The organism is Vibrio sp. 1078-1 (assembly GCF_033340475.1).
The window spans coordinates 1-703 of sequence record NZ_JAWOWM010000354.1 but is presented as its reverse complement, the minus strand read 5'-3'; the positions used below and the strand labels follow the sequence as shown (position 1 = coordinate 703).

General features: G+C 47.1%; 1 protein-coding gene. It reads right to left on the bottom strand.

The annotated features are described in order from the left end of the window. On the bottom strand, positions 1–541 hold a 541-nt coding region (locus tag R7190_RS27540; RefSeq protein ID WP_318137890.1), incomplete at its 3' end, for an NADP-dependent oxidoreductase. Positions 542–703 lie beyond the last annotated feature (162 nt).

Genomic DNA, 703 nt, shown 5'->3' with positions numbered 1-703 from the left:
TGCAGGTGGTAAACACTTCTGCTTTTGTCGCCACAGCAATCTGCACCGCTAAGTGCCCTACGCCACCCGCTCCTGCGAGAATTAATACTCTATCGCATTCGCTGACATTCGCTTTGCTTAATGCTTGAGCAGCGGTTTGCCCTGCCAATGGTAAAACCGCCGCCGCTTCTAGCGTGACCGAACTTGGCACGTGACTTAGCTCCGACTCCGGAACACAAACATATTGGCTATAACCACCACCTTGGAGAGGAAAGCCAATAAAACCAGCCACTTCATCTCCCACAGCAAAGCGAGAAGTCTTAGTACCACAAGAGGCGACTTTCCCAGAAATATCGTAACCTGGCACCCAAGGCAGTTTGTCTTTATTCTGGGAAGCAGCCCAGCCAAGTCCCGCTCGTGTTTTGACATCGATAGGATTCACGCCAGCATAATGCACCTTGACCAACACTTCGCCAGACTTAGGGATCGGAGTTTCAGCGCTTTGAATCGCCAGAACATTGGCGTCGCCAAACTCAGTGATAACAATCTGTTTATGTTCCATAACTCACTCCCTGAGGGACAAATAAAAAAGGGATGCCGGAGCATCCCTTTGACTATAAACCATTTTGTTTAACCAAGTTAATGGCAAGCATGTAAATTGGTTGATAATTTTATCTTCAACACGATAACTGTATTTACGTGTTACAAGAGTCTTTATCCAACC